The sequence below is a fragment of the Streptomyces sp. NRRL F-525 genome, assembly GCF_000716605.1.
GTDB lineage: Bacteria > Actinomycetota > Actinomycetes > Streptomycetales > Streptomycetaceae > Streptomyces.
The window spans coordinates 155,476-181,709 of sequence record NZ_JNXE01000003.1; the positions used below are offsets into that span (position 1 = coordinate 155,476).

Consider the following 26,234-nt stretch of genomic DNA (forward strand, 5'->3'; position numbering starts at 1 on the left):
TGCAGTGCCGTGCCGTGTCCCGATCGCGCGCTCAGTGCCCGGGCGTCCGCCTGCGCAGCCGGTACACGGCCCCGCCGAGGGCAGCGGCGATCAGTACACCACCGGCGACCAGAGCCGGAACGGAGTCGGTGAAGGTCCCGCCCTCCCCGGCCTGCACCCCGCGCTGGATGGCGGCGGGCACACCACCACAGGCATCCCCCCGAGGCTCCTGACAAGGCGGCTGCCCGCCCCCACCCTCTCCCCCGCGCTCGATACTGAAGGTCGCGCTCCAGGGCCGCCCCTGTCCTCCGGGCGGCGCGGGACAGGTCCCGTCGACGGTCCACGCGGCATCCCGCTCGCCCCCGTCCGCGGAGATCCGCGCGGTCCCCCGGTAAGCGGCACCGGCACCCCGGTCGTCGTTGCCGGGCACCCGCTGAAGCTGAACGGTCCCGTCGTCGAACCCCTGGGACGTCGCGTCGATGGTCTCGGCCACGGTCCCCCCGATGGCCTCGCAGGTGACGGAAACGGTGACGCTCCCACCCGCCCGCACACTGCTCGGACTGACCTCGGCCCCCGGATCAGCGGCCAGCGCGGGCCCACCGGCGCCGACCAGCGCGACGACGGACAGAGCAACGGCGATGCGACGCATGAGCGGGTCTCCTTAGACCGAGGACGACGGCAACACCCATCGAAGCCCGGTCCGGTCATCACCGCGCGCGGCCAAGCCCCATTGGGATTAAGGAGACCGGCCGAGCGAGTGAAACACGGGCCGGCTGCAGCTTTTTAGGGGCGCGGGGAACTGCGCGACCAGCCACGACGAGCCCGCACCCGACGTCTAAGCCGCACCTTCCAGAACCTGCTCCCGGATCCGCCGACAACACCGACTGATCAACCGACTCACATGCATCTGCGAAATCCCGAACCGCTCAGCAATCCGGCTCTGCGTCATATCCCCAAAGAACCGCAGGTACAGGATCTCCCGATCCCGCTGGGGCAACGCGGCAAGCCGAGGCCGCACAGCCTCCCGATCAACAACGACGTCCAACGCCGGATCAGCAGCCCCAAGAACATCGCTCAGCGCAAACCCCTCCGAACCGCCAGGGACAACCGCGTCAAGCGACAACGCACTGAAACTCTCCAACGCCTCAAGCCCCACCCGCACCTCCTCCTCGGAGAGACACGCGTGCGCGGCGATCTCCGCCACGGTAGGCCGCCGCCCCGGCAAGGTCTGGGCAAGCTCCTGCCCGGCGACCCGCACCCGGTTCCGCAGATCCTGCACCCGCCGAGGCACATGCAACGTCCACATGTGATCCCGGAAGTGCCGTTTGATCTCACCGGTGATAGTCGGCACGGCATAACTCTCGAACGCGTTACCCCGCTCGGGGTCGTACCGATCCACGGCCTTCACCAGCCCAAGGGCAGCAACCTGGCGTAAGTCCTCGGTACTTTCACCCCGATTACGGAACCGCCCCGCAAGCCGATCGGCCATGGGCAGCCACGCCTCGACAATGCGTTCGCGGACGGTGTCATGCTGCGGCCCGGGAGGCAGCGCCGCCAGCGTGCGGAACGCCTCGACGGTGTCGGGGGCGTCATGGTGGGAATGGCGTTTCGTGCTCGTACGGGTAGGCCGAGTAGGCATGGTGCGTCACAACTCCCTTGAGCATGCTCCGGGTTGGACGGTCACCGTCGGTGGGAACGCGTTTGCGATCCAGCGCTGAACGTTCGCCTGCCCCCGGCCTCAAGGCACAAACACACACCATCTCAAGGCACGGACACCCACCGCTCAGTCCCGCTCGCGTGCCCCCAGCCGGGTCCGGCCGGGGGCCACGAGGCGACGCGGATGGCGGCGCAGATACTCGCCCTCCAGTCCGGCCATACGGTCGTTGTGGGCGCGGAGCGCGTCGTTCGAGCCGTACAGCAGGGTGTCGTGGCGCGTGCGGTGGATGGTCTCCAGCTCCTTCATGAGCTGAGCATCGTCCAGGCGCGCAGGGTCGACTCCGGTCATGGTGTGCCCCGCTCGTCGAGTCTCACGGTCCTGAGTCCACTGTACGAACATTCAGGCCCCGCGGCCTCCGCACCGACGGGACCTATCGCGCCCGCTCCACCCGCCGCTCGTCCCACACCGGCTCGGTCGTCTCCCTGACCTTGCCGTCGCTGCCGAACACCAGATACCGGTCGAAGGACCGCGCGAACCACCGGTCGTGCGTGACGGACAGCACCGTGCCGTCGAACGCCTCCAACCCTTCCTGCAGAGCCTCGGCGGACTCCAGGTCGAGGTTGTCGGTCGGCTCGTCGAGAAGCAGCGCGGTCACACCCTGGAGTTCCAGCAGCAGGATCTGGAAGCGCGCCTGCTGCCCGCCGGACAGCCGGTCGAAGCTCTGCTCGGCCTGGCCGGTCAGCTCGTAGCGGCGCAGCCGGGACATCGCGGGACCCTGGGCCTGCGCGTGCTCCTTCCACAGGATGTCGAGGAGGGTGCGGCCCTGGAGTTCGGGGTGGGCGTGGGTCTGCGCGAAGTGCCCCGGCACGACACGCGCGCCGAGCTTCCACTCCCCCGTGTGCTTCACGTCCTCGCCGGCGAGGAGACGCAGGAAGTGCGACTTGCCCGAGCCGTTCGAGCCGAGGACGGCGACGCGTTCGCCGTAGAAGACCTCCAGGTCGAAGGGCTTCATCAGGCCCGTCAGTTCAAGTCCCTTGCAGGTGACGGCTCTTACGCCGGTGCGGCCGCCCTTGATGCGCATGGTGATGTCCTGCTCGCGCGGCGGCTCGGGGGGCGGGCCCGCCTCCTCGAACTTGCGCAGGCGGGTCTGGGCGGCGGCGTAGCGGGACGCCAACTCGTGGCTGATGGAGGCCGCCTGACGGAGGTTCAGGACGAGCTTCTTCAGCTGGGCGTGCTTCTCGTCCCAGCGGCGGCGCAACTCCTCGAAGCGGGCGAAGCGTTCACGCCGGGCCTCGTGGTAGGTGGCGAAGCCGGCACCGTGGACCCAGGCGTCGGCGCCGGTCGGCGAGGGCTCCACGGAGACGATCTTCTCGGCGGCGCGGGCGAGGAGTTCACGGTCGTGGGAGACGAACAGGACCGTCTTGCGGGTCTCCTTGAGCCGCTCCTCGAGCCACCGCTTCCCGGGCACGTCAAGGTAGTTGTCCGGCTCGTCGAGCAGCAGCACCTCTTCGCTGCCGCGCAGCAGCGCCTCCAGCACGAGCCGCTTCTGCTCGCCGCCGGAGAGCGTGCTCACCTGCCGGAACTGCGCCTTGTCGTACGGCACTCCGAGCGCGGCCATGGTGCACATGTCCCACAGGGTCTCGAACTCGTAGCCGTGCACCTCGGCCCAGTCCGACAGGGCCTGCGCGTAGGCGAGTTGGGCCGCCTCGTCGTCGACGGTCATGATGCCGTGCTCGGCCTTGTCGACCTCGGCGGCGACCTCGCGGATGCGCGGCGGGGCGACCGACACGAGCAGGTCCCGTACGGTGCTCTCGTCGCGGACGGAGCCGACGAACTGGCGCATCACGCCCAGGCCGCCGCTCACGGTGACCGTGCCGCCGTGCGGTTTCAGCTCGCCGGAGATCAGCCGCAGGAGGGTCGTCTTGCCGGCGCCGTTGGGCCCGACCAGGGCGACCACGGCGCCTTCGCCGACCCGGAAGGACACATCGCCGAGCAGCGGCCTCCCGTCGGGGAGGTAGTACTCGAGGTGTGCGGCTTCCAGATGTCCCATGACCACGCATTCTGTGGGGCGGCCTCGCGGCCGGGCAAACCCTTATTGTGCCCGTCAGGGCCTCGCCATGACCTGGCCCGGAGCTTCACCAGGACACGGCCTACGGCTTCTGGTCCTCGTCGAGCGGCTGTCCGGCCGGGCCGCCGTCGGTGTCCGGTGCCGCCGTCCCGACCAGGGCGCCTTCCCAGGACAGGGCCTTCCAGCCGTCGGCCGGGGAGCCGTCCAGGACGACGATGCCGGTGTTGTCGAGGGGGCGGGCGGCGGCGAAGTCCACGTCGATGTTGTCGGCGCGGGCGGACGTCCACATCCGGATCGCGGCGCCGTGGCTGATCATGGCGACGGTGCGGGCGCCGCTGTCGGCGGCCTCCGCGATCACGCCGTCGTAGCGGGCGAGGGCCTCGGCGCCGCTCTCGCCGCCCGGCATCCGCAGCTCCGTGTCACCGGCGGCCCACGCGAACACGATCCGCATGTACTCGTGGCCGGGTTCCGTGTCGCCGGGCAGCATCTCCAGGTCACCGGCGGTGAGCTCGCGGATGCCGTCGCGGACGCGGACGTCGAGGCCGCGGGCGGCGGCGAGCGGGGCCGCGGTCTGCTGGGTGCGGATCAGGGTGGAGGCGTAGAGGGCCTCGATGTCCTCGTCGGCGAGGGCCTCGGGGAGGGCTGCGGCCTGGCGGCGGCCCAGGTCGGTCAGGTCCGCGCCGGGTATGGCCGTGTCGAGGCGGAAGTCCACGTTGGCCGTGGTCTGGCCGTGGCGGATGAGGATCAGGCGCATGCGGGGGTCCTCCGATGGAACGGTCCGCCGACGGTCGGAACGAAGCGGTCCGCCGACGGTGAAGGGCGGTGGAGACGCTCCTCCGACGGTCCGCCGGGCAGCAAACGGCCATTTCAGGGTACCCGGCAGCGCATGAGCCCTGACGTCGACCTCACGGTCCCCCTCCCCGGCCGCCACGCCCTGCGCGAGTGGCTGCTCTCCCTGGACAGCCGTCTCTTCGAGGTGGCGGCGGAGCGGAAGTGGCCCGCGGCCCAGCCCGTGCTGCCGCGGCTGAGCCGGAGTGCCAATCACGGCGTGCTGTGGTTCGCGACGGCCGCGGCTGTGGCCGCCAGCCGTACGCCGCGGGCCCGCCGGGCCGCCGCCCGGGGCATCGCCTCCCTGTCCCTGGCCTCCCTCGCGATCAACACGATCGGCAAGCGGAGCGTGCGCCGTCACCGGCCCGCCCTGGACCCCGTCCCGCTGGGCCGGCAGCTGAAGCGGCAGCCGATCACCACCTCGTTCCCGTCCGGTCACGCGGCGTCGGCGGCGGCCTTCGCGACCGGGGTGGCCCTGGAGTCCCCGGCTTGGGGCGCGGTCGTGGCGCCGATCGCGCTGTCGGTCGCCGCGTCCCGCGTCTACACCGGTGTCCACTTCCCGAGCGACGTGGTGGCGGGTGCCGCGCTGGGCGCGTGCGCGGCGTTCGCGGTGCGCGGCATGGTGCCGACGCGCGGGCAGTTCGTGCCGCCGGCCCGCGGGCGCGCCGAGGTCCCGGCGCTGGAGGACGGCGACGGCCTGGTCATGGTGGTCAACTCGGCCTCGGGCAGCGCCGACCGGGCGGACGCGCTGACGGACTTCCTGCCCGGCGCGGAGGTCGTCGCCTGCCAACCGGCCGACATACACGCCGAGTTGGAGAAGGCGGCGACCCGCGCCCGGGTCCTCGGGGTGTGCGGCGGCGACGGCACGGTCAACGCGGCGGCCGCGGTCGCCCTGCGCCACGACCTGCCCCTCGCCGTCCTCCCGGGCGGCACCCTCAACCACTTCGCCTACGACCTCGGCGTGGAGGGCCCGCGCGATCTGAGCAAGGCGATCAGGCAGGGCGACGCCGTACGCGTGGACGTGGGCCGGTTCAGGTCCGGCGCCACCCGGGGCATCTTCCTCAACACCCTGAGCCTGGGCGTCTATCCGGAGCTGGTGCGCGAGCGGGAGCGCTGGGCGCCCCGGATCGGCGGCTGGCCCGCGGGGGTGCTCGCGGCGCTGTGGGTGCTGCGCGCGGACCGGCATCCGCTGGAGGCCGAACTGAACGGCCGCACCCGCCCGTTGTGGATGCTGTTCGCCGGCAACGGCACCTACCACCGCAAGGGGGTCGCCTCCGGCCGCCGCGTCGACCTGGCGGACGGGCGTCTCGACATCCGGATCGTGCACGGCGGCCGCAGGCCCGCCCTGCGCCTGCTCTCGGCGGCGCTCGCAGGCCCGTTCATGCGCTCCCCCGCCCACGCGGCGGCCCAGGTGCACCGCCTGCGCCTGAGTGGCCTCGCACCGGGCACGCTGCTCGCCTTCGACGGTGAAGTCACGGACGTGGAGGGCGAGTTGACGCTGGAGGAGCAGCCCGAGGCACTGACGGTGTACCGCCCGCTGACGGATTCCCTGATCACCCGTCAGTCCACATCGTAAAACGCAGGTCTCATCATCCGACATGCGCGCGTACCGTTCCTCCTACGCCGAAGAAGACGCGAAGGGGTAGGTAGAGCCATGCCGAAGCCGCAGGAGACCGCCGTCTACACGCACGGGCACCACGAGTCCGTGCTCCGTTCGCACACCCAGCGGACCGCCGCCAACTCCGCGGCCTACCTGCTCGGTTCGCTCAAGCCGCACATGAAGATCCTGGACATCGGCTGCGGTCCCGGCACCATCACCGCCGACCTGGCGGCGCTGGTCCCGGACGGCCATGTCACCGGTGTCGACCACGCGCCGGGCATCCTGGACCAGGCCCGGGCGACCGCGGACCGACGCGGCCTGACCAACGTCGACTTCGCGGTCGCCGACGTCCACGCGCTGGACTATCCGGACAACACGTTCTGCGTGGTCCACGCCCATCAGGTGCTCCAGCACGTGGGCGATCCGGTGCAGGCGCTGCGGGAGATGATCCGGGTGACCAAGCCCGGCGGCTTCATCGCGGCCCGCGACGGGGACTACGCGGTGATGACCTGGTACCCCCTGGTACCGGGGCTGGACGACTGGCTGGACCTGTACCGCCGGGTGGCCCGCGCCAACGGCGGCGAACCGGATGCCGGACGCCGTCTCAAATCGTGGGCACTGCGGGCGGGGCTGACGGACATCACGGCCACCTCCAGCACCTGGACGTTCCACACTCCGGACGAGCGGGCCTGGTGGAGCGGCCTGTGGGCGGACCGTACCGTCGCGTCCTCGTACGCCGGGGTCGCCACCGAGGGCGGCCACGCGACCACCGAGGAGCTCAACGCCGTAGCGGACGCGTGGCGGGAGTGGGGACAGCAGGAGGACGGCTGGTTCGCCGTGCTGCACGGGGAGATCCTGGCCCGCAAGGACGTCTGATCCGCGGGATCGGGGGCACTCGGGCGTCAGGAGGTAACACACTATGGTTCCGATCCTGATCGTCCTACTGCTGGCGCTGGTCCTGTTCGGTGCCGGATTCGCTGTGAAGATCCTCTGGTGGGTGGCGCTGATCGTGCTCGCCGTATGGCTGCTCGGCTTCCTGGTGCGCGGCACCTCGGCCGGCGGCGGCAGGGGTCGTTGGTACCGCTGGTAACCGCACTTCCCCACAACCACACAGACGTCGAGCCGGCGTCACCCGAATCAGGGTGACGCCGGCTCTCGGCGTTCAGCGCACGATCGCCGTCTCCACCAGCAGCCGCCCGGCCGCCGCGATCGACTCCGCGTCGATCCCGGCCGCGTGCAGCTGCTCGGCCGGGCTCGCCGAGCCGGGCATGGTGCGGACGGCGAGCCGGACCAGGCGCGGCACCGGCCGGCCGTCGAAGAAGGCGTCCAGGACCGCGTCCCCGAGACCGCCCTCGGGGTGGTGGTCCTCGACGGTGAGCAGACAGCCGGTGTCCTCGGCGGCCTGGCGCAGGGTCTCGGCGTCGACGGGCTTGACCGAGTACAGGTCGATCACCCGCACCTGGATGCCCTCGCGGTCCAGCGCGTCGGCGGCGGCCAGCGCCTCGTGCACGGTCACCCCGGCGGCCACGACCGTCAGCCGGTCCCGGCTGGAGAACCGCAGCACCTTGCTGCCCCCGACCGGGAACTCCTCGTCGGAGCCGTACACGACCGGCCCGGCGCCCCGCGAGGTCCGCAGATAGCGCACCCCCTCCAGGCCGGCCATCGTGGCGACGAGCCGGGCCGTCTGGTTGGCGTCGCACGGATACAGCACCGTCGAACCGTGCACCGCGCGCATCATCGCCAGGTCTTCCAACCCCATCTGCGAGGGGCCGTCCTGCCCGATCGACACACCCGCGTGCGAGCCGACCAGGTTGATCCCCGCGCCGCTGACGGCGGCCATCCGGATGAAGTCGTACGCGCGCGTGAAGAACGCCGCGAACGTGGAGGCGTACGGCACCCAGCCGCGCGCCGCCAACCCGACGGCCGCGCCCACCAGTTGCTGCTCGGCGATATAGCACTCGAAGTAGCGGTCGGGGTGCTCCTTGGCGAAGAACTCCGCGCGCGTGGAGTCCCCGACTTCTCCATCGAGTGCCACGACGTCCCCGCGGGCGGAGCCGAGCGCGGCGAGGGCCTGGCCGAAGGCGTCGCGGGTGGGGACGTCGTCACCCCGGTCGTAGCGCGGGAGTTCCAGGTGGTCGGCGCGTACGGAGTGCAACGCGCGGGCGTCCAGGGGTTCCCGCACCCGGACGCGGAGGTCGCGCAGGCCGCCGAGTTCTTCGACCGCCGCCTCCGCGTCCGGCAGCGGTTTGCCGTGCAGGCCCTCGCGGTCCTGGACGGAGGCGACGCCCTTGCCCTTGAGGGTGCGGGCGAGGATCACGGCCGGCTGACCGCTGATGGCCTCGGCCTCGCTGTAGGCGCGGTCGACGGCGTCCACGTCATGCCCGTCGACCTCCACCGTGTGCCAGCCGAAGGCCCGGAACCGGCGGGCGTACGCGTCCAGGTCGTGCCCGTGCCGGGTCGGGCCGCGCTGCCCGAGCCGGTTGACGTCGACGATCAGGGTGAGGTTGTCGAGGTGTTCGTACGCCGCGTGCTCGGCGGCCTCCCACACCGAGCCCTCGGCCAGCTCGCTGTCCCCGCACAGCACCCACACGCGGTACCCGGTGCGCTCAAGCCGCTTGCCGGACAGGGCGATGCCGACGCCGACGGGCAGTCCCTGGCCGAGCGAGCCGGTGGCGGTCTCGACCCACGGGAGCCGCTGCGGGGTGGGATGCCCTTCGAGACGGCTGTCCAGCATGCGGAAGGTGAGCAGTTCGGCGTCGTCCACGGCTCCTGCGGCCTTGTAGGCGGCGTAGAGCAGGGGTGAGGCGTGTCCCTTGGAGAGGACGAAGCGGTCGTTGCCGGGGTGGGCGGGGCGGTCGAAGTCGTAGTGGAGGTGGTGGGCGAGCAGGACCGCCATCAGGTCCGCGGCGGACATGGAGGACGTCGGGTGTCCGGAGCCCGCCGCGTCGGCGGCCCGCACACTGTCCACGCGCAGTTGCTGTCCGAGTTCGACGAGTTCACCGGTGTCCATGGGGCTCCTTCGTGGGGGTGGTCCTGCGAGGCATTCCGCGTCCCCCTGAGCAGACCGCCCAAACACGTGCCGAACGCTCACCGGGATCGCCCGAAAGGATCACCAAGGCCCGTCCGCCCCAACTAGGCTCGTCCGTATGGAGATTCTGGGAGCCACGCTGCGTATCTGCGTCGACGACCTGGAGACCGCCGTCCCCTTCTACGAACGGCTCGCGGGTGGCACCGCGCTCCGCTTCGAGCGCGGTGGGGTGTCGGTGGCCGCGGTCGGCTGTTTCCTGCTGATGAGCGGGCCTCCGGCGGAGCTGGAGGTGTTGCGCAAGGTGGCCGCCACCATCGCCGTCAAGGACGTCGACGAGACCCACGCGGTCCTCACCGAACTGGGCGCCCACATCGTCGCGGGCCCCATCGCCTCACCGGCGGGCCGCAACCTGATCGCGATGCATCCGGACGGCATGGTCTACGAGTACGTGGACCGACGGGCCTGATCGGCGGCCGCCGGTCCGTCGGCTCAGGGCGTGTCGGGCCGCATCCTGAAGTCGTAGCGCGTCGGCAGTGGTTCGTCGGTGAGCCGGGACCACAGCCGGCCGATCGACTCCGCGCCCTCGCGCAGATCGGCGACCTCGAACCCCTCGTCGAAGACGGCCCACGCGTCGTCGCGCCGCCCTTCCGCGAGCAGCAACTCGGCCTGGAGCAACAGGAATCGGCCGCGTTCCCGGGTCCCGGGATGCAGCATCTCCCACACCGCCCGGGCATCGGCGGTCCGTCGCACCCGCAGCAGCGCCTCGACGGCCTCCCGCCCGAGCGCGGCCGTCGCGGCGGTCCACCGCTCCCCCGCGTCCCGCCGCTCCTGACACAGATCGGCGAAGGCCTCGTTGTACCGGTCCGCGGCCCGCCCGTGGTTCCCCGCCTCCTGATCCGCTACGGCCAGACAGCGCAGCAACGGCCAGAGGGACGGGGCGAGTTCGAGGGCCCGCTCCCAACTGCGCACCGCCTGCGCCCGGTCGCCGGCGTGCCACTGCGCGACGCCGAGGTGGTACTCGGTGAGCGGGGTCGCGGGCGCGGTCTCCAGCATGTCCCGCCAGTGCGAGGCGACCAGCGTCTCCCCAGGCGGCCGGACCCGGCGCGGCTCGGGCAGGACCCCGCTCCGCAGCAGCTCCACCCAGGGCGCCTGGGCCTCGCCGAGCGTGGACTCCTCGAAGGGCGTGCCGGGCAACTTCCAATCGGTACGCAGGACTTCGAGCGCGCCCCACCCGGAGCCGACCGCGAGGATCTCGCCAGGTTCGGTGTCGGCGTGCGGCTTCCAGGAGGCGTAGGCGGCGTCCAAGTCGGCGCGGGGCAGGGCGGTTTCGAGCCGCGCCTCGGCACCGTCCACGACGGTGGCCCACTCCCCCGCCGCCTCGGCGTCCAGCGGCCCGTACGCCTCCAGCCAGGACACCTCGCTCTCCGGGTCCAGCCGTACATGCTCCAACTGCGTTCGCGCCAGGCCTGCTTGGATCTCGCAGTAGCCACCGGTCCCCGGTTCGGTGAGCCACTCCTGCCAGCGCCGGCCACCGCTGCCCGTTCCCCACACGAACAGTTTGCGCCCGCGCAGCACGTCGGTCGACGTCTGCACCAGCCCGTGCCCGTCCGCGTCGAGCGCGGCGATCCAGCGGCGCCGGCCGTCCGGCACCTCGTAGAAGTAGTCGGCGGCGTAAGGGCTGTTGAGGGGGTAGGACCGGTCCACTCCGTCGTACGAGGGCACGGGCACCCGGCCCAGCCGTCGCTCGTACCCGAAGTGCCAGGCCTCCTCCGCCGGTGCGAGGACCCGGCGTTCCTCCGGTACCGCGATGTTGGACCACCAGTAGGCGGGCGCGGGCCTCTCGTGCGGGTTGCGGACGCGGACGCCGACGTAGAGGAAGTCGGAGCCGTCCGGGAGCCAGAGGTCGACCTGGAAGGGGAGGTCGCGGAGGCGTTCCCACTCCCACAGGCGGAGCATCTCGCCGCCGTCGGGGGCGGGGACGCGAGCCGCATGGAGGGGTGCGCAGGAGAGGGTGGTGTGGCCGGTCGCGCCGATGTTCCACTCGATGCCGCCGGAGAACCAGGCACCGTTGAGGGCGAAGTTCGCGGGCTGCAACACCGGGTTGCGGTACAGGAGTTCACGGTCGGTGGGCTTGTGGACGAGGGAGGCGATGCGGCCGCCGAGGGCGGGGAGCACGGTGGCGCGGAGCCGGTCGTTCTCGATCACGAGGGCGTCGATGCGGCGGGGTGCGCGGTCTCTGTCGTAGCCGTCCCGGACGCGGGTCGGCAGCAGGCTGCGGAGGGGTTCGTAGCCGACCTGGCGGGCCATGTCGCGCGGGAGGTCCTCGCGGTCGCGGTCGTCTATGCGGTGTTCCCCCACTGCCTGAAGGGCGTGGGAGGTGCCCCCACCGTCGAGCGGACGCAGTGGGGGCAGCGGGTTGTCGGGACCCAACTCCGCTGCGGGGAGCGTCAGTACCTCACGTCGGATCGTCGTCACGATCACCATGGAACCCGGCAACGGGTGCGGTGGCCAGGGGCATTGCCAGTCAGGATTCCGCAAAGACGGGGGCTCGCGGGGCGCGGGCGGAAAAATCCGCGTGCGGTCGCCGCCCGCCGACGTACAGTCGGCCGTTCGAGGACATGGACCGAGGAGTGGAACGGCTGATGGGCGAGCAGCACACGTACCGGGTGATCGTCCGGGGCACCTGGGACGCGCTGACGGACGAGGCGCGGGAGCGGCTGCTCGGCGAGGCGGCGGAGCACGGGATGCTGAGCATGCGGTTCACCGAGGAGGGCTCGCTCAGTTACGAACCGGCGCCGCTCAAGCACTTCTCGTGGCGGTATGTGGTGGTCTCGGACGCGGCCGACGGCGACGAGATGGCGGCGGCGCTCGCGGAGGACCGCGCCGAGACCGCGTTGAAGGGCCTCGGCTACGGCTTCCGTGACCTGAAGTCGACGGTCACGGACCTCGACACGATGAAGGTCAACCGGAAGCCAGCATCTCGGCGGTGATCGCCCAGCGCTCGTGGTCCCGCCACGCGCCGTCGATGTAGATCATGTTCGGCGAGAGGCCTTCGAGACGGAACCCGCAGCTGCGCGCGAGGCCGATCGACCCGGCGTTGCCGGGCTGCGCGTTGATCTCCAGCCGGTGCAGCCGCATCGGCCCGAAGGCATGCCTCACCACGAGGTTCATCCCCTCGCGCATCAGCCCGCGCCCGGCCGCGTGCGCGAAGGCGCCGTATCCCAGCGCTCCGCACTGGAACCCGCCCTCGACGATGTTGTTGATGTTGATGAACCCGGCGATGCCCCCGCCGTCCAGCTCGCAGACGAGGAACCCGGCCTTGGCCGGATCCTGGATCAGCCGCCGCGCGTAGGCGGTGTACGCGTCCCCGCTGGCCGGCGGGAACAGCCACGGCTGGTGCAGGTCCTTGCTCTCCCTGGCACGCGCGGTGAACTCGGCACCGTCCTCGTACGTGAAGTGGCGTATGCCCACGCGGGGGCTCTCGGCAAGGTAGCGGGACTCGGTGTGCGGCATCCCGTCACCTTAGTTCGGGGTCAGCGGCGCCGTCGCATGAAAACCCATCCGCACAGGGCGCCGATGACCGCCGTGCCCAGCAGCGCCATCCACAGAGGCATGGTGACCTCGGGGATCAGCAGGCGGATCTTCGTGTCGCGGGTGTTCTCGAAGATGAAGATCAGGGCCAGGACGGCGAGCAGCAGAACCGTGATCCGGGCGGGCGTGAGCACGCGTTCCCGCTGGCCGGTCCTACCGCCGCTCTCGGTGGTCTTCGGGCTCATGACTCCAGGGTGAGCCCGAATCGGCCATCACGCACGGTGAGACTCAGTCCGCGACCACCGGCAGCTCCAGCACCCCGGTGTCCCGCGGCGAGCTGACCACCGTCACCGGCTTGATCCCCCGGTTCCCGGTGTACGCGTCGTCGCTCGCCGCGATCACGAACCGCAGCCGGTGCCCCTTCGCGTACCGGTGCACGATCCCCGGCAGGCTCACCGTGAAGCTCTTCGTGACGTCCGGCACGCGGACGGGGGCGACCAACCTGTGGACCAGCGTCTTGCTGCCGTCGGGCGCGAGGTCGTAGAGCTTGGCGAAGAGGACCAGGTTGTCTCCGGCGTCGCCGGAGTTCTGGACGCGCTGCGCCTTCGGGGAGACGACCTTCAGCGTCGCCTTCGGAGCGCCTACGACATCCGTCGTCCGCGTCAGGGGTGCACTGGTCCACCCCAGGTACGTGCCCGGCGTGTCGTACGGCGCCGGGTCCGGCAGGCCGATCGTCCCGCTCAGCGAACTCTCCGAATGACTCGTGGGGACAAGCCAGTTGGTGTAATTCCGGCTGCCGCGCGCAACCTTCGACCGGTTGTCCACGAGCCTGCCGTCGCCGGAGAGGTACAACTTCTCGTCGAGCGCGGGGAGTTGGTTCGCGGTGGCGTAGGTGGCGGCCGGGTCCTTGATCCAGCCCCGGTAGTAGGCGAACGCCGGCCCGGTGTCCGTGTCCGTCCGCCGGAGCAGGTAGCGGTCGAACCAAGCAAGGATGCGCCTGCCGACGTAACTCGACTCCAAGCCGCCCTTGCTCAGGTCGAGTTCACCGGGGGGCGGGACGGCCGTCGCGTTGCTGTGCCCCTGCGACTGCCAGATCATCTTCGCGGTCGTCCCGTGCGCCTTCAGCGTCTTGTACGTCGCCGTCGCCTCGTTGAGGTTGAACAGGCTGTCGGCCTGCCCCTGGACGAGGAGCGTGGGCGCCTTCACCCGGTTCAGATACGACACCGGCGAGACGCTGTGCAGGAATGCGAGCAGGTCGGCCGTCGCCCTGGCCGGGTAGCTACCGGAGTTCAGGGTGCGGAACATGGCGCAGGCCCTGGTGACGAAGTGCAGGCAGGTGAGGGAGTTGATCCGGGTCGGGTCGAGGCTCGGCACGGTCAGGGGCTGGGTCTCGCCGGTGAGGTAGAAGCTGTTGGCCCACTGCCACTTGAAGGCTCCTGGAACGGTCCGACCGTCTTTGCCGACCGCGTTGTTCGGGTCGAGCGAGTATGCCAGGTCGTGCCAGGTGATCAGCGGGACGAGGGCGTCGACCCGGTGGTCCACGGCCGCCGTCGCCAACTGGACCGCGCCGCCGTACGATCCGCCGATCATCCCGACGCGCGGGTCGCCCTTGGCGTCGAGGGTCACGAAGTCGGCCCTGGTCCCGTCGTCGGCGGCCCGTGTCCCCGCCAGGAAGTCGATCAGCCCCGAGGCGGCCGCCCCGTCGACGCGCGGATCGTCGAGCGAGATGAGACACCCCGACTTTCCGAAGCCCAGCCCGGAGTAGACGAGCCCGACATAGCCGCGTCGCGCGAAGACCTTGCCGATGGCGTCCGTCGAACCGTCCGACTTGCTGCCCCCGAAGCCGTTGGTGGCCAGCACGGCGGGCGCCGGGTTGGAACGGTCCACGCCCACGGGCCGGTACAGGTCGGCGTCGACCGTGCAGTCCCGGCCACCCGCGGGAACGGTGAACTTCAGTGCGGTGACGGTGTATTGATCCGCCGCGGTGGCGGGGCCGCCAAGGGCGAGGGGTGCGGTGAGGGCGAGCGGTGCGGTGAGCGCGAGAGCCAGCGCGGCACGGATTCCGCGGACACGACGGGACACAGGGACCTCCACACTGAGGACAACCCGACTGAGGACAACACGACTTGGTGACCGGGTGGCCGTTCGGCCGACTGGCGGCTGGCGGCTGACGGCTGACGGCTGACGGCTGACGGCTGACGGCTGACGGCTGACGGCTGACGGCTGACGGCTGACGGCTGACGGCTGACGGCTAGCGCAGTGCGGGCTCGTCCAGTGTCAACGTGCCCGCGTCCGCGTCCAGTTCGGCCGCCACGCCGAGCGGTATCGTCAGCGCCCCGTCGCAGTGCCCGAAACCGAACTCCTCCACCACGGGCACACCGAGTCCGCCGAGCCGGTCGAGGAGCACCGGGCGCAGTCGCTCGTACGGTCCGCAGCGGTCCCACGATCCGAGGGCGATGCCCGCGACGCCGTCGAGCCAGCCGCTGCGCAGGAGTTGGGTCAGCATCCGGTCGACGCGGAACGGCTGTTCACCGACGTCCTCGATCATCAGCAGCCCGCCCCGCGCACCGGCCGCCGCGTGCGGGGTGCCGATGTCGGTGGCGAGCAGGGCCAGGCACCCGCCGAGCGTGACACCCCGAGCCCGCCCCGGCACCAGCGCGCCACCCCCGGTGGGAACGGCCCGGATGGTCCGCACGGACTCCGGGTCGAACAGCGTCGCCCTCAAGTGCTCTTGTGCGCGGGCGTTCTTGGTGAAGTCGGCACCCGAAGCGACGGGCCCGTACAGCGTGACCAGTCCCAGCCGGGTGGCGAACGCCTGCTGCAGCACGGTGGGGTCGCTGAAGCCGACGAACGCCTTCGGTCCGGCGGCGCGCATCGCCTCCCAGTCGAGGAGATCGACGATGCGCTGCACGCCGTAGCCACCGCGGGCGCACAGCACGGCGGACACGGTGGGGTCGCACCAGGCGTTCTGGAGGTCGGCCGCGCGGTCGGCGTCCGTGCCGGCCAGGTAGCCCAACTCGCCATGGCGGTCCAGGACATGGGGTGCCACGACGGGGTCGAGGTCCCAGCCGCGCAGGATGTCGAGGCCCGCCTCCAGGCGTTCCTCGGACACCGGTCCGCTGGGTGCGACGACGGCCACGCGGGCGCCGGGGGCGAGTCGGAACGGGCGGACGAGCGGTGTCACTTGGTGAGCTCCAGGGTGGGGACGCCGGGCGGGTCGATGCCGAACACCTGGGCGTACAGGGAGAGTTCGGCCTCCAGGGCACGGATCATGGTGTCGGCTCGGCGGAAGCCATGACCCTCGCCCTCGAACGCGAGGTAGGCGTGCGGGACTTGGCGTCCGCGCATCCGCTCCAGGAAGCGTTCGCACTGGACGGGCGGGCAGATCACGTCGGCCAGGCCCTGCATCATCAGGAAGGGCGCGGTGACTTGGTCGGCGTGCTCGACGGGTGAGCGTTCGGCGTACCGGGCGGGGACCTCGGCGAGGGGGCCGACCAGGCTCTCCAGGTACCGGGACTCGAAGTCGTGGGTCTCCCCCGTGGCCCAGTTGGCCAGGTCGAGGACGGGATAGATGATGGTGCCGCAGGCGTAGACGTCGGTCGTGACGAGGGATGCGGCGCTGGTCCAGCCGCCCGCGCTGCCACCCCGGATCGCGAGCCGGGCGCGGTCGGCGGTGCCTTCGGCGGCGAGGGCCAGCGCTACGGCGGCGCAGTCCTCGACGTCGACGACGCCCCACTGCTCGCGCAGCCGGTTGCGGTACTCACGGCCGTGCCCGGTGGAGCCGCCGTAGTTGACCTCGGCGACGCCGATGCCGCGTGAGGTGAAGTAGGCGATCTCCAGGTCGAGGACGAGGGGTGCGCGGCTGGTGGGTCCGCCGTGCGCCCAGATGACGTACGGCGGCAGTTCGTTGCCTGGAGCGGTCCAACTCGGGTTGTGCGGCGGGTAGATGTGGGCGTGGATGTCGCGTCCGGCGGGGCCGGTGAAGGTGCGGATCTGCGGTTCGGGGTAGTGGGCCGGGTCCACCGGGTCGTCGTGGGGGGCGCCGGTCACGCGGGCCCTGCCGGTGCGGGTGTCGAGTTCGACGACCTCGTAGGCGCTGCGCGGGCTGGCCCCGACGCCGACGATCCGCTCGCTGTTCACCGCGAGGGTGGAGGCGAACTCGGTCCAGGGTCCGGCCGCGTCGACGACCTCGCCGGTCTCCGGGTCCAGGACGCCGAGCAGGGTGGCGCCCCGGCCGTGCACGACGGCGATCGGGCCGCTCTCCAGGGGCGCGAACCAGCGCTGGCCCAGTTTCCACAGCGGGCCGCCGAACTCCTCCTCGCGGGCGCACAGCGGCTGGTGGTCGCGGTAGAGGTTCCACCAGCCGGTGCGGTCGCTGGCGTAGAGCAGTGAACCGTCGAAGCCCCAGTCGACCTGCGCGATCGACTCCTCGGGTCCGCCGGCGACGGTCCGTGGCTCCCCGAACGTGCCGTCGTCCGCGACCTCGGCGAGCAGCAGCTCCGTGCCGTCCCACGGCATCCGGGGATGGTCCCAGGCGAGCCAGGCCGCCTTGCGCCCGTCGGGCGAGACGCGCGGCCCGGACACGAACCGGTGCCGGTCGTCGGTGAGTTCACGTACGGCGTGCCGGTCCTCGGCGGCGGATCCGTCCAGCGGCACGGCGGCGAGCACGCGCCGCACGTCACCGGAGGCCTCGCCGGTGAACTCCTCCAGCACGCACCACACTTCACCCAGGTCCAGGCGCATCTGCGGTTCGGCCCAGCGGAGACCGTCGCCCACCCGCGACACGGGGGTGAGCGGGCTCGGCTCGCTTCCGGGGTCGTAGCGGTACAGGCGCTGGTCGGTGAAGTTCACGAAGACCACGAGGGGTTGACCGTCCTGGACCGTTCCAGCCCAGGGCTGTCCGCCGTACTCCATGACCCTGCTGCGGACGTTCCACGGGGCGGGCAGCACCGGCTCCTCGGAGCCGTCCGCGCGGCGGCGGACCAGGGTGCGGCGGCCGCCCTCGGTGGGCCGTGGTTCGGTCCACCAGGCCTCGTCGCCGACGAAACCGACGTACTCGGGGTGTCCGTCGTGCGCGGCGGCGAGTGCCGCGTCGATGGGCGAAGGCCACGAGCCGTACGCCGAACTCTGCACGTTCTCCCCCACTTGCTAGGCCGTCCTCAGGAAGCGGTCCAGGACACGGACGCCGAAGTGGAGTGCCTCGACGGGGACCCGTTCGTCGACTCCGTGGAACAGCGCCTGGTAGTCGAAGCCCTCGGGGAGCTTCAGCGGTGCGAAGCCGTAGCCGGTGATGCCGAGCCGCGAGAACTGCTTGGCGTCCGTACCGCCCGACATGCAGTACGGCACCACATGACCCTCGGGGGCGAACTCCTCGACGGCCGCGCGCATTTGGGCGTAGGTCGAAGAGTCGAGCGGCGCCTGGAGGGCCACTTCGCGGTGGTGGAACTCCCAGTCGACGTCCGGGCCGGTGAGCCGGTCCAGGGTGGTGCGGAACTCGTCCTCGCCGCCGGGGAGATAGCGTCCGTCGACGTAGGCCACGGCCTCGCCCGGGATCACGTTGACCTTGTAACCGGCGTTCAGCATGGTCGGGTTGGCGCTGTTGCGGACGGTGGGCTCGACGAGCTTCGCCGCCGGTCCGAGCTTGGTGAGGAGTCCGTCGACGTCGTCGAGGTCGGCCTCGATGCCGTACAGGGCGGCGAGTTCGGTGAGGGCCGCGCGGACGGTCGGGGTGAGCCGTAGCGGCCACTCGTGCTCGCCGATGCGGGTGATCGCGGCGGCGAGACGCGTGACGGCGTTCTCGTGGTTGACCTTGGAGCCGTGGCCCGCGCGTCCGTGGGCGGTCAACTTGAGCCAGCCGGTGCCGCGTTCACCGGCGGCGATGGGGTAGATCTCCCGGCCGGTGCCGTCGTGGAAGGTGAACGCGCCTGATTCGCCGATGCCTTCGGTGCAGCCCTCGAAGAGCCCGGCGTGCCGGTCGGCGAGGAATCCGGAGCCGTCCTCGGCGCTGGCCTCCTCGTCGGCGGTGAACGCGATCACGAGGTCGCGTCGCGGCCGTACGCCCAGCCGGGACCAGGCGCGAACGACGGCGAGGATCATCGCGTCCATGTTCTTCATGTCGACCGCGCCGCGTCCCCAGACGACCCCGTCGCGGATCTCCCCGGAGAAGGGGTGCACGCTCCACTCGTCGGCCTGCGCCGGCACGACGTCCAGGTGACCGTGGACGAGCAGGGCGTCCGCCGAGGGGTCGGTGCCCTCGATGCGGGCGACGACGTTGGTACGGCCCTTGGAGCGTTCCAAGAGGGTCGGTTCGAGCCCCCCGCCGGCCAGTCGCTCGGCGGCGTACTCGGCGGCGGGTCTCTCCTGGCAGTCGCCGCCGCCCCGGTTGGTCGTGTCGATGCGGATCAGGTCCGAGGTGAACGTCACGACCTCGGCCAGGGCCCGCTCGTCGATGTCAGCCATACTGCTCCTCCACCGCGGCCGAGACGATCGTGGTGACCGCCTTGAAGGTCCGGATGCCCTCGTACATGGTGTCGTGGGTGTACGCCACCTTCCGCTCGCCGACCCGCGCGACGCCGGGTACGACGGTGGCGGCCATCGCGAGGTGTTCGGCGTCGAATTCGAGGGCGACGGTGAACGGGCCGCCCCGCACCGGTTCCTGACGGACCGCCAGTTTCGCCGCCTCCTTCGCCGCCCCGCGGATGTCGGCGGCCGTCCTGGCCGGCGTCCGGCACACGGCCGCGTACCGCGACACATGGTCCTTGACGGCCACCTTCAGCGCCTCGGGCGCGTACCCGAGGGCGTCCTCACAGGCCACGTCGTCACCCGTGACAAGGACCACCGGTACCCCGTACTCGGCGACGACATGCGCGTTGAGGAGTCCCTCGCTGGCGCGGACGTCGTTCAGCCACACGCCGGTGATGGAGTTGGCGAGGTAGGTGTGGGCGAGGACGCCCTCCATGCCGGCGCCCGCGTGGTAGCCGACGAACGCGATGCCGTCGACGTCGCCGTGCTGCACGCCCTCCACCATGGAGAGGGACTTGTGGCGTCCGGTGAGCATCTCGGTGCGCTCGTCGAGCTGTTCGAGCAGCAGGTTGCGCATCGTCCAGTGGGCCTCGTTGACGAGCACCTCGTCGGCGCCGCCGTCGTAGAAACCGAGGACGGCCGCGTTCACGTCCGAGGTGAACATCGAACGGCACCGCTCCCACTGCGGTGTCCCCGGCAACACGTCGGCCGGCCAGGTGACGCCGGTCGCACCCTCCATGTCGGCGCTGATGAGGATCTTCATGGGGCATCACGTTACGCGCCGACGGGGAATCCGCCAGGAAGAAGCGGCGCGGAATTCAACGACATCGGATCGCGCAAGAATTTGCGTGACTTGCGTTCACTTTCGTTCAGCGGCCGCAAGTGCGCGCAAGCCAACTCCCGTGTCACTCCGGGACGATGAGTGTTTCTGGTGAATATTGCGCTGTTCCAGCTGTAGACCCCTTCCCATCGCTCTGCAATATTTCGATGAAACAACGCAAAAACCTGCCTCTCAGGGGCAGCACGCACCTCGTCACCTCGCACCTTTCTGCTCCTGCACCACGCCCCAGGAACGAGCCGCCCTCGCCGCCCCACCGGCGCGCGAGCCTCCGCAGGAAGTGACCCGTATGACTCGACCCACCCGACACAAGAAGAGATCCCCCAGACGCCGCGCGGCGATCGCCGCGCTCGCCTCCGCCGTGATGGTGCTGGGCCTGCCCGCCGTCGGCGCGCACGCGGCCGGCGGTCCGAACGTCGCCGCGGGCGCGAAGACCACCGCGGGCAGCACCCGCGGCGCGCACAAGGCCACCAACATCACCGACGGCGACACCGACACCTACTGGCAGGCCGGGAAGAAGTCGGCCCAGTGGGTGCAGACCGACCTCGGCAAGAGCGAGCGCGTCCGGCAGGTCGTGCTGCGGCTGCCCGAGGGCTGGCAGACCCGCAAGCAGACGCTGGCGCTCCAGGGCAGCGACGACGGCAAGAGCTTCGCGACGCTCAAGTCGTCGGCGCAGTACGTCTTCAGCCCCGGCGACGACAACACCGTGAAGATCTCGGTGCCTTCGACCCTCGCCCGGTACGTACGGGCCGACTTCAGCGCCAACTCGGTCGCCGGAACAGCCCAGTTGGCCGAGATGCAGGTCCTCACTGCCACCGCCGAGACCGCCAACCTCGCCCTGGGCAAGCCCTTCAGCGAGAGCGGGCACGCCGATGTCTACGGCGCGGCCAACGCCGGTGACGGCAACCAGAACACCTACTGGGAGAGCACGAACAACGCGTTCCCGCAGTGGCTCCAGGTCGACCTGGGCTCGTCGGTCAGGGTCAACCAGGTGACGCTGCGGCTGCCGGGCAGCTGGCCGAGCCGCAGTCAGACGCTCAAGATCCAGGGGTCGACCGACAACCAGAACTTCACCGATCTGACGGCCTCGAAGGCGTACACCTTCGACAGTTCCACCGCCCAGTCGACGACGATCGCCTTCGACGCGACGACCACGCGGTACGTCCGCGTGCTGATCACGGCGAACACCGGCTGGCCCGCCGGGCAGGTGTCCGAGCTGGAGGTCTACGGACCGGCGACCGGCGACACCCAGGCGCCCACCGCGCCGGGCAACCTGAGCTACACCGAACCGGCCACCGGGCAGATCGAGTTGAACTGGACCGCGGCCACCGACGACACCGCCGTGACCGGCTACGACATCTACGCCAACGGGCAGTTGAGGTCGAGCGTCGCCGGCAACGTGCTGACCTACACGGACACCCAGCCGGCCGGCAGCGACATCACGTACTTCGTGCGGGCCAAGGACGCGGCGGGCAACGTCTCCGCCAACAGCAACAGCGTCACGCGCAAGGGCTCGACCGGAGACACCCAGGCCCCGACCGCGCCCGGCAGCCTCGCCTACACCCAGTCGGGCAGCGACGTGAAGCTCACCTGGCAGGCGTCGAGCGACAACGTCCAGGTCACCGGGTACGACGTCTACGCCAACGACCAGCTCCTCAAGTCCCTTGCCGGTGACGCGACTTCGTACACCGACACCCCGTCGGCGACGGCCACGGTCACCTACTACGTGAAGGCGAAGGACGCCGCCGGGAACGTGTCGGTGGCGAGCAACAGCGTCACGCGGGCCGGTAACGGCGCGGGCTCCGACCTCGCGCAGGGCAAGCCCATCGAGGCCTCGTCGTACACCTTCACCTATGTCGCCGCGAACGCCAACGACGGCCAGACAGCGACCTATTGGGAGGGCGGGGGCGGTGCCTACCCGGCCACCCTCACCACCAAGCTGGGCGCGAACGCCGACCTCAGTCAGGTCGTCGTGAAGCTCAACCCGGATCCCGCGTGGTCGACGCGGACGCAGAACATCCAGGTGCTGGGCCGGGACCAGGACGCGACCGCGTTCACGAGTCTCGTCGCGGCGAAGGACTACGTCTTCAACCCGGCGAGCGGCAACACGGTGACCATCCCGGTCTCCGGCGCAGCCGCCGACATCCAGCTCAAGTTCGCCTCCAACACCGGTGCCCCGGGCGGGCAGGTCGCCGAGTTCCAGGTGATCGGCACCCCGGCCGCCAACCCGGACCTCAAGGTCACCGGCATCACCCACTCGCCCGCAGCCCCGGTCGAGTCGGACACCATCAGCCTGACGGCGACGGTCACCAACAGCGGCAGCAAAGCGTCCAAGGCCACCGACCTGAACTTCACGCTCGGCGGCACCAAGGCCGCCACGGCGGACGTCCCGGTGCTCGCGGCCGGCGCGTCGACGACGGTCACGGCGAGCATCGGCACACGGGACGCGGGGAGTTACCCGCTCGGCGCCGAGGTGGACCCGTCCAACAAGGTCATCGAGCAGAACGAGGGCAACAACGTCTACACCGCCCCCGACGCCCTCGTCGTAAAGCCGGTCTCCAGCTCCGACCTGGTCGCCGCACCGGTCGCCTGGACCCCGTCCAGCGCCTCGGCGGGCGACAACGTCACGTTCACCGTGGCGATCAAGAACCAGGGCACGGTCGACTCGGCCTCGGGCACCCACGGCGTCACGCTGACGCTCCTGGACGCCAACGGCGCCACCGTCAAGACACTCACCGGCTCCTACAACGGCACCATCGCCGCCGGCCAGACCACCGCACCCGTCAGCCTCGGCTCCTGGACGGCCGTCAACGGCAAGTTCAGCGTCAAGACGGTCATCGCCGACGACACCAACGAACTCCCGGTCAAGCGGACCAACAACACCACCACACAACCCCTGTTCGTCGGCCGCGGCGCCGACATGCCGTACGACATGTACGAGGCCGAGGACGGCGCGGTGGGCGGCGGCGCCCAGGTCGTCGGACCGAACCGCACCGTCGGCGACATCGCCGGGGAGGCGAGCGGCCGCAAGGCGGTGACCCTCAACTCGACCGGCCAGTACGTCGAATGGACCACCCGCGCGTCGACCAACACCCTGGTCACCCGCTTCTCCATCCCCGACGGCACCGACACCACACTCGACGTCTACGTCGACGGCCAGTTCCTCAAGGCAATCGACCTCACCTCCAAGTACGCCTGGCTGTACGGCGCCGAGACCGCGCCCGGCAACTCGCCGAGTGCCGGTACCCAGCGCCACATCTACGACGAGGCGAATCTCCTGCTGGGCAAGACGGTTCCGGCCGGTTCCAAGATCCGGCTCCAGAAGGACGCGGCCAACACCTCCACCTACGCCATCGACTTCATCAACACCGAGCAGGCGACGGCGACTCCGAACCCGGACCCGGCCGCCTACGTGGTCCCGGCCGGCTTCGCGCAGCAGGACGTGCAGAACGCGCTCGACAAGGTCCGGATGGACACCACGGGCAAGCTCGTCGGCGTCTATCTGCCCGCCGGCGACTACGAGACCTCCAGCAAGCTGCAGGTCTACGGCAAGGCGGTCAAGGTCGTAGGAGCCGGGTCGTGGTTCACCCGCTTCCACGCCCCCGCCTCGCAGGAGAACACCGACGTCGGCATCCGGGCCGAGGCCACCGCGAACGGTTCGTCGTTCACCGGCTTCGCCTACTTCGGGAACTACACCTCCCGAATCGACGGACCAGGCAAGGTATTCGACTTCTCCAACGTCTCCAACATCACCATCGACGACATCTGGGTCGAGCACATGGTGTGCATGTACTGGGGCGCCAACACCGACAACATGACCATCAAGAACTCCCGCATCCGTGACACGTTCGCCGACGGCATCAACATGACGAACGGCTCCACGGACAACCACGTGGTCAACAACGACGCCCGGGCCACGGGTGACGACAGCTTCGCGCTCTTCTCGGCGATCGACGCGGGCGGCGCCGACGAGAAGAACAACCTCTACGAGAACCTGACCTCGACGCTCACCTGGCGTGCGGCCGGTATCGCCGTCTACGGCGGCTACGACAACACCTTCCGCAACATCAGGGTCGCCGACACCCTGGTCTACTCCGGCATCACGATCTCCTCGCTGGACTTCGGCTACCCGATGAACGGCTTCGGGACCGATCCGACGACGATCGAGAATGTCTCCCTGGACCGAACGGGCGGCCACTTCTGGGGCTCCCAAGTCTTCCCCGCCATCTGGGCGTTCTCGGCCTCGAAGGTCTTCCAGGGCATCCGGGTCAACGACGTCGACATCGACAACTCCACCTACGGCGGAGTGATGTTCCAGACCAACTACGTAGGCGGGCAGGCCCAGTTCCCGGTGAAGGACACGATCTTCACCGACATCTCCATCACCAACTCCAAGAAGAGCGGAGACGCGTTCGACGCCAAGTCCGGCTGGGGCATCTGGGCCAACGAGCTGCCGGAACCCGGTCAGGGACCCGCCGTGGGTTCGGCCACCTTCGTCAACCTGCGGATGAGCGGCAACGCGCAGGACATCCGCAACACCACGTCCACGTTCACGATCAACGTCCAGTAACTCCCGCCGACAGAAGCTGAAACGGGGCCGCCCCACCTGACAGGGGCGGCCCCGTTTCGCTGTGCGTCCGTGCCTACCAGCCGACGGCGACCAGGAGCCACTGCGGGTTGGCGTGCGAGATGAACGAGGACTGGCCCGCGACATCGTCGTAAGGGAAGCCGTAGGCAAGCTGGTTGATGGCGTTGTCGTGCCAGAACTTGGCGTAGTAGTTGGCGGGCGCCGCCTTGTAGAACTGCGCCGGGTCGGACTGCTGCGACGCCGGAAGCGTGGCCACATGGCGGTTGAGGGCGGCGCACATGTTGGGGTCGGCGGCCAGCGAGCCCGCGCAGCCGAAGATGTCGGAGGTCGCCGCGTTCACGCCGACCGACTGGGCGTACGAGGTGAAGTAGTTGGCGTTGGCACCGCCCGCGCGGAAGCTCGGGTCGCTGCCGGGCGCGATGATCCGGTACGGCGCCTGGGTCTGCGCCAGCACCTTGAACTGGGCCGGCACCGCGTCGGTGAACCGCTGGAAGGTGGTCGCGCGGTCCTCGGCGAAGGTCGCCCGGTTCTCGCCGACCTCGGTGTCGTAACCGTCCTTGCTGTGCAGGCGCATGGCGAGCTTGAGGCCGAAGGCGTCGACGCGGGTGGTGTTGCCGTTGAAGACGTTGGAGCCGACCGTGAACTCGATGAAGTCGTAGTAGGAGCTGGTCGGCGAGCCCAGGTAGAAGTACATGCGGCCCGCGGAGTTGGCGGGCATGTCCAGGTAGGGCTGCTCGGCGATGGAGTGCGTCTGCCCGTTGAAGCTCCAATACACCTGGCTGTCCGGGTACTTGCCGTTGGTGCGGTTGAGGATCTTCACCTCCACGGCGTTGTTGGCCGCCGGGATGTCGCTGGTGCTGCCCCAGAAGTCGTCGGGCGGGGTGGTGCTGCCGGGGCCGTAGACCTGGAACTCCCAGAGGGAGTAGCCCCATTGGGTGGCACGGGCGGTGCCGTACAGGCGGACGTAGCGGCCGCTGCCGGTGACGGTGAGGTTCTGGGTGCCGCCGGTGGCTGTCGTGGTGGAGTAGACCGTGGTCCAGGTGGTCGCATCGGTCGAGGTCTGGATCTGGTAGCCGGTGGCGTACGCGGCCTCCCAGTTGAGCGAGACGCGGGTGATCTGCTGGACCGTTCCAAGGTCCACCTGAAGCCACTGCGGGTCGGCGAAGGCGGAGGACCAGCGGGTGCCGGTGTTGCCATCGACGGCCGCGCTCGCGGGGAAGGACCCGCTCTCGGTCGAGGACGCGGTGGCGGGCCGCCCCTGGGACAGCAACTGGTCGGCGGCGCGGGCGGGCGAGGGGCTCAGGGCGGCGAAGAAGGCGACGATCAGGACGAGGGCCAGACCGAGAGCCGTACGGGAGCGCACGGCTCCGGTCGGAGGTCTGGCGGAGATGCCGGTGGACGTCTGCATGGAGGGTCTCCTCAGTGGGGTTGGGAGCGCTCTCCCCGGGTTGTAGTCCCGCCCCTGCCAGCCGTCAACAACTGAAGCCGAATCAGCGGGAGTTCGTCGACGCGGGCGCCGATGGCGCGACTTCCGTTCAGGACCCGACCTCAGTCCGCGCTCCGACCCGCCCTGTTCCTCCATCACTTGACGCGTC

The 26,234-nt window shown here is 70.4% G+C and carries 21 protein-coding genes; 6 read left to right on the top strand and 15 right to left on the bottom strand.

From position 1 onward, the window contains the following. Positions 1-31: 31 nt before the first annotated feature. The 5 genes from OO69_RS05955 to OO69_RS05975 all read right to left on the bottom strand — a co-directional run bounded on the left by OO69_RS05955 (position 32) and on the right by OO69_RS05975 (position 4,458). Positions 32-628 (bottom strand): hypothetical protein, encoded by a 597-nt coding sequence (locus tag OO69_RS05955; RefSeq protein WP_033279341.1) that lies wholly within the window; start codon positions 626-628, stop codon positions 32-34. Positions 629-814: 186 nt separating this feature from the next. Then, complete coding sequence (locus OO69_RS05960; protein WP_033279342.1) at positions 815-1,618, bottom strand: RNA polymerase sigma factor SigF; 804 nt, start codon at positions 1,616-1,618, stop codon at positions 815-817. Between the two features lie 144 nt (positions 1,619-1,762). Further along, positions 1,763-2,035, bottom strand: coding sequence for a DUF6158 family protein (locus OO69_RS05965; protein ID WP_234444348.1), 273 nt, complete (start codon positions 2,033-2,035; stop codon positions 1,763-1,765). Between the two features lie 31 nt (positions 2,036-2,066). Then, entirely contained in the window at positions 2,067-3,686 is a 1,620-nt protein-coding gene (locus tag OO69_RS05970) for an ABC-F family ATP-binding cassette domain-containing protein (protein WP_033279344.1), read from the bottom strand. 100 nt (positions 3,687-3,786) lie between these two features. After that, complete coding sequence (locus OO69_RS05975) at positions 3,787-4,458, bottom strand: histidine phosphatase family protein (protein WP_033279345.1); 672 nt, start codon at positions 4,456-4,458, stop codon at positions 3,787-3,789. Between the two features lie 132 nt (positions 4,459-4,590). Here OO69_RS05975 and OO69_RS05980 point away from each other — a divergent pair, with 132 nt between their 5' ends. The 3 genes from OO69_RS05980 to OO69_RS05990 all read left to right on the top strand — a co-directional run bounded on the left by OO69_RS05980 (position 4,591) and on the right by OO69_RS05990 (position 7,222). Then, positions 4,591-6,108: a bifunctional phosphatase PAP2/diacylglycerol kinase family protein gene (locus tag OO69_RS05980; protein WP_033279346.1), complete on the top strand. Its 1,518-nt coding sequence runs from the start codon at positions 4,591-4,593 to the stop codon at positions 6,106-6,108. A gap of 78 nt (positions 6,109-6,186) precedes the next feature. Then, positions 6,187-7,008, top strand: coding sequence for a class I SAM-dependent methyltransferase (locus tag OO69_RS05985; RefSeq protein WP_033279347.1), 822 nt, complete (start codon positions 6,187-6,189; stop codon positions 7,006-7,008). A 43-nt stretch (positions 7,009-7,051) separates the two neighbouring features. Continuing rightward, a complete protein-coding gene (locus OO69_RS05990; protein ID WP_033279348.1) occupies positions 7,052-7,222 on the top strand; it encodes a hypothetical protein in 171 nt (56 codons plus the stop codon). Positions 7,223-7,294: 72 nt separating this feature from the next. Here OO69_RS05990 and OO69_RS05995 read toward each other — a convergent pair whose 3' ends face one another. Next, positions 7,295-9,142, bottom strand: a complete 1,848-nt coding sequence (locus OO69_RS05995; RefSeq protein WP_033279349.1) for a transketolase — start codon at positions 9,140-9,142, stop codon at positions 7,295-7,297. Between the two features lie 136 nt (positions 9,143-9,278). Here OO69_RS05995 and OO69_RS06000 point away from each other — a divergent pair, with 136 nt between their 5' ends. Continuing rightward, on the top strand, positions 9,279-9,626 hold the full coding sequence (locus OO69_RS06000; protein WP_033279350.1) for a VOC family protein: 348 nt from the start codon (positions 9,279-9,281) through the stop codon (positions 9,624-9,626). Positions 9,627-9,649: 23 nt separating this feature from the next. On the opposite strand, the gene OO69_RS06005 is transcribed toward OO69_RS06000, so the two are convergent. After that, positions 9,650-11,644, bottom strand: a complete 1,995-nt coding sequence (locus OO69_RS06005) for a DUF5107 domain-containing protein (protein WP_033279351.1) — start codon at positions 11,642-11,644, stop codon at positions 9,650-9,652. A 158-nt stretch (positions 11,645-11,802) separates the two neighbouring features. On the opposite strand from OO69_RS06005, the gene OO69_RS06010 reads away from it, so the two are divergent. After that, on the top strand, positions 11,803-12,150 hold the full coding sequence (locus OO69_RS06010) for a DUF6204 family protein (protein WP_033279577.1): 348 nt from the start codon (positions 11,803-11,805) through the stop codon (positions 12,148-12,150). On the opposite strand, the gene OO69_RS06015 is transcribed toward OO69_RS06010, so the two are convergent. From OO69_RS06015 to OO69_RS06045, 7 genes are all read right to left on the bottom strand, one after another. Then, complete coding sequence (locus tag OO69_RS06015; RefSeq protein WP_033279352.1) at positions 12,122-12,673, bottom strand: GNAT family N-acetyltransferase; 552 nt, start codon at positions 12,671-12,673, stop codon at positions 12,122-12,124. The genes OO69_RS06010 and OO69_RS06015 overlap by 29 nt on opposite strands. A 20-nt stretch (positions 12,674-12,693) precedes the next feature. Beyond that, on the bottom strand, positions 12,694-12,936 hold the full coding sequence (locus tag OO69_RS06020) for a LapA family protein (RefSeq protein WP_033279353.1): 243 nt from the start codon (positions 12,934-12,936) through the stop codon (positions 12,694-12,696). A gap of 43 nt (positions 12,937-12,979) precedes the next feature. After that, complete coding sequence (locus OO69_RS06025; RefSeq protein ID WP_199810891.1) at positions 12,980-14,773, bottom strand: CocE/NonD family hydrolase; 1,794 nt, start codon at positions 14,771-14,773, stop codon at positions 12,980-12,982. Positions 14,774-14,942: 169 nt separating this feature from the next. After that, positions 14,943-15,875, bottom strand: coding sequence for a S66 peptidase family protein (locus OO69_RS06030; protein ID WP_033279355.1), 933 nt, complete (start codon positions 15,873-15,875; stop codon positions 14,943-14,945). After that, positions 15,872-17,824 (bottom strand): prolyl oligopeptidase family serine peptidase, encoded by a 1,953-nt coding sequence (locus OO69_RS06035; protein ID WP_033279578.1) that lies wholly within the window; start codon positions 17,822-17,824, stop codon positions 15,872-15,874. The genes OO69_RS06030 and OO69_RS06035 overlap by 4 nt, the downstream gene beginning before the upstream one ends. Before the next feature lie 15 nt (positions 17,825-17,839). Then, positions 17,840-19,150: a M20/M25/M40 family metallo-hydrolase gene (locus OO69_RS06040; protein WP_033279356.1), complete on the bottom strand. Its 1,311-nt coding sequence runs from the start codon at positions 19,148-19,150 to the stop codon at positions 17,840-17,842. After that, positions 19,143-19,976 carry a M55 family metallopeptidase gene (locus OO69_RS06045; RefSeq protein ID WP_033279357.1) on the bottom strand — a complete coding sequence of 278 codons (834 nt, stop codon included), beginning with the start codon at positions 19,974-19,976 and terminating at the stop codon, positions 19,143-19,145. The genes OO69_RS06040 and OO69_RS06045 overlap by 8 nt, the downstream gene beginning before the upstream one ends. A 364-nt stretch (positions 19,977-20,340) precedes the next feature. On the opposite strand from OO69_RS06045, the gene OO69_RS06050 reads away from it, so the two are divergent. Then, a complete protein-coding gene (locus OO69_RS06050) occupies positions 20,341-24,621 on the top strand; it encodes a discoidin domain-containing protein (protein WP_051800795.1) in 4,281 nt (1,426 codons plus the stop codon). Positions 24,622-24,694: 73 nt separating this feature from the next. Here the strand turns inward: OO69_RS06050 and OO69_RS06055 are convergent, their stop codons facing one another. Then, a complete protein-coding gene (locus OO69_RS06055; RefSeq protein WP_033279358.1) occupies positions 24,695-26,047 on the bottom strand; it encodes a beta-1,3-glucanase family protein in 1,353 nt (450 codons plus the stop codon). Positions 26,048-26,234: the final 187 nt, after the last annotated feature.

Excerpts from the sequence above, each read along its gene's own strand:
- OO69_RS06010 (WP_033279577.1), top strand. The coding sequence starts at position 11,803 with ATGGGCGAGCAGCACACGTACCGGGTGATCGTCCGGGGCACCTGGGAC.
- OO69_RS05965 (WP_234444348.1), bottom strand. The coding sequence starts at position 2,035 with ATGTTCGTACAGTGGACTCAGGACCGTGAGACTCGACGAGCGGGGCAC.
- OO69_RS05960 (WP_033279342.1), bottom strand. The coding sequence starts at position 1,618 with ATGCCTACTCGGCCTACCCGTACGAGCACGAAACGCCATTCCCACCAT.
- OO69_RS05980 (WP_033279346.1), top strand. The coding sequence starts at position 4,591 with ATGAGCCCTGACGTCGACCTCACGGTCCCCCTCCCCGGCCGCCACGCC.
- OO69_RS05955 (WP_033279341.1), bottom strand. The coding sequence starts at position 628 with ATGCGTCGCATCGCCGTTGCTCTGTCCGTCGTCGCGCTGGTCGGCGCC.
- OO69_RS06000 (WP_033279350.1), top strand. The coding sequence starts at position 9,279 with ATGGAGATTCTGGGAGCCACGCTGCGTATCTGCGTCGACGACCTGGAG.
- OO69_RS05985 (WP_033279347.1), top strand. The coding sequence starts at position 6,187 with ATGCCGAAGCCGCAGGAGACCGCCGTCTACACGCACGGGCACCACGAG.
- OO69_RS06055 (WP_033279358.1), bottom strand. The coding sequence starts at position 26,047 with ATGCAGACGTCCACCGGCATCTCCGCCAGACCTCCGACCGGAGCCGTG.
- OO69_RS05975 (WP_033279345.1), bottom strand. The coding sequence starts at position 4,458 with ATGCGCCTGATCCTCATCCGCCACGGCCAGACCACGGCCAACGTGGAC.
- OO69_RS06045 (WP_033279357.1), bottom strand. The coding sequence starts at position 19,976 with ATGAAGATCCTCATCAGCGCCGACATGGAGGGTGCGACCGGCGTCACC.
- OO69_RS05995 (WP_033279349.1), bottom strand. The coding sequence starts at position 9,142 with ATGGACACCGGTGAACTCGTCGAACTCGGACAGCAACTGCGCGTGGAC.
- OO69_RS06005 (WP_033279351.1), bottom strand. The coding sequence starts at position 11,644 with ATGGTGATCGTGACGACGATCCGACGTGAGGTACTGACGCTCCCCGCA.
- OO69_RS06020 (WP_033279353.1), bottom strand. The coding sequence starts at position 12,936 with ATGAGCCCGAAGACCACCGAGAGCGGCGGTAGGACCGGCCAGCGGGAA.
- OO69_RS05990 (WP_033279348.1), top strand. The coding sequence starts at position 7,052 with ATGGTTCCGATCCTGATCGTCCTACTGCTGGCGCTGGTCCTGTTCGGT.
- OO69_RS05970 (WP_033279344.1), bottom strand. The coding sequence starts at position 3,686 with ATGGGACATCTGGAAGCCGCACACCTCGAGTACTACCTCCCCGACGGG.
- OO69_RS06050 (WP_051800795.1), top strand. The coding sequence starts at position 20,341 with ATGACTCGACCCACCCGACACAAGAAGAGATCCCCCAGACGCCGCGCG.
- OO69_RS06040 (WP_033279356.1), bottom strand. The coding sequence starts at position 19,150 with ATGGCTGACATCGACGAGCGGGCCCTGGCCGAGGTCGTGACGTTCACC.
- OO69_RS06015 (WP_033279352.1), bottom strand. The coding sequence starts at position 12,673 with ATGCCGCACACCGAGTCCCGCTACCTTGCCGAGAGCCCCCGCGTGGGC.